The organism is Dethiosulfatibacter aminovorans DSM 17477, from assembly GCF_900142005.1.
GTDB classification, from domain to species: domain Bacteria; phylum Bacillota; class Clostridia; order Tissierellales; family Dethiosulfatibacteraceae; genus Dethiosulfatibacter; species Dethiosulfatibacter aminovorans.
Map to the genome: position 1 here is coordinate 1 of NZ_FQZL01000069.1, position 2,075 is coordinate 2,075.

At 40.3% G+C, this 2,075-nt stretch carries 1 protein-coding gene; it reads right to left on the minus strand.

Features of this window, described 5'->3' with window-relative positions:
- Positions 1-530 precede the first annotated feature (530 nt).
- Positions 531-1,958, minus strand: coding sequence for an IS110 family RNA-guided transposase (locus BUB05_RS18295; protein ID WP_094763084.1), 1,428 nt, complete (start codon positions 1,956-1,958; stop codon positions 531-533).
- Between the last annotated feature and the right edge of the window lie 117 nt (positions 1,959-2,075).

Here is a 2,075-nt window from a genome sequence, read left to right on the forward strand (position 1 = left end):
TCCTTCCTATATTGTCAAGCCCAAAATGTTGATTTTTAGGGCTTGTCTTTAAATATTTACCTCAAAACCAGAGCCAAAAGTGATGAACAGTCATCGTATCCTGTACTGAATAGCTATTAATGGGTATAGTCAATAAAGCATCCTTACTTCTTGCTTTTTAAAGGCTATAATCCTCTGTATAACTATGATGGTGAACCTTCCGTGTCTAATGGCATCATGTACCAACTTCCTTCGTCCCACCTATTCATTCACCGAGTGCCAGCTAAGCTCGTTAACAGGGTCATGCCCTAAGGAGAAAACTTCTGCCAGCTACAGCTCTTGTTTGTTTTGATTTTACTGACCTATTGCTCTTCAAGGTACTGATAATCAGTGGACGCTTTACCTTGCTTCGCTCTGTTGGCCATGTTGTTGATGCAGTTTTTCCTACTTCATCATTATCGGATTTCTTTCCAGAACCCCACTCGATTTCAGATCTCTCTGGAACCCAGCAAGGTTCTGGACTTATGTTTCTACCAGTCTGCCTCTTTTACTTATGCTGCCAGTGCTTCCTGTTTACCTGGGCGCCTTATGTCCATTAACATCTTTTTCGGATCATACTTAACCCCTTTGGTCAGGATGGTATATATTACTCTAAGTACTTTGCATGCAATGACAATCAGCGACTGCATTTTCTTCAGCGGATTCTCTGGTCTTGTCGTATAGTAGCTATGGAGTTCTTTAAATGCCTCCGAATGTGCCACTAATGATTTCGCTGCCTGGAATAACCAGTATCTAAGCCTTTTGCGTCCTCTATAGCTTATCTTGGTTTTTCCTTTGTGCTTTCCAGAGCTACAGGCTACAAGCCCTAATCCACTTAGTTTCTGTATTTCTTTTACATTATCAAATCTTGAAATGTCACCCATCTCTGCCAGTATTCCGGAGAGTGTATTTTCTCCAATTCCTGATATTTCAAGTATCTTTCCTGTGTGTGGGATTTTTAAACACTTCTCTTCCATTTGATTTTCTATTTCTGAAAGCTGTTCATCTATTTCTATAATCTTCTTGACAAACCACTTTACAGCCTCTTTGCTTACACCTGCTCCATCCTTCAGACCAACACTTTCATTGGCGTATTCAAAGATTTTTCCGGCCCTGCTATAACCGCGTCCTCTTAGTTTAGCAGCATGCCAGATATCTCTTATTCCTTCCACTCCAAGTGCCTTCAAGTCCTCTGGAAATGGGGCTTGCTTTAATACTTCCAGGCAAAATGCTCCATTAATCTTTCCAAAAGCATCTTTGTATTCCGGGAAATATATCTTCATTTCTCGATGCACTCGATTGAGTGCCCGTATCCTGTCCTCAGTCAGCTGGTCTCTAAACATAGATAGTCTGCGAAGGTCCGCATAAAGCTTTTCTGGGAGGTATGGCATTCCATAGTTGCCATCCTTGACAAGGTTTGCTATTAGTTTAGGATCCTTCGTGTCATCCTTCAGCTGGCTATTATCCTCAATTTCCTTAGTTTGCTTCACAGCATATGGATTCACTTGAACAACGCTGATTCCATTGGCTACCATCCATGTTGCAAGACAGAACCAGTAATGTCCTGTCGGCTCTAGGCCCAACACTATCTGAGTCTTGTCGTTTATTGCGGCGAGCTCAATCGCCCATTCCTTCGCATTATGGAAGCCATCTGAATTATTGCTAAATGTAAATACGGTCTTACTGAGTTCTCTACCTCGGGTATCAATCGCCCTTACATGATGAGTTTCACTGCCTATATCGCATCCTAGAATGAGCATGTCATCACTGATAAATGTAAGCTTTTCATTCTTTGAGAACTTACCCTTGGTCTCTAATTCACGCCACGTTGAAGCTTTTAAATTGCTTTTTATTTCCTCTACCTTAGCCAATAATTCTTGTTGTTCAAAAATATTTGCTGTGATTACTTGCTTTTTCTTCTTTTTACCTTTATTATTCATATTAGATACCTCTTGTGTTTTTAGATTTTACCAACGGTCAGGTCAGTAATAATCTAAATTTACTTGAGGTATTCTTTTATGTCAATCTCTTGACCTATTTAAAGTATACAGGAAGCT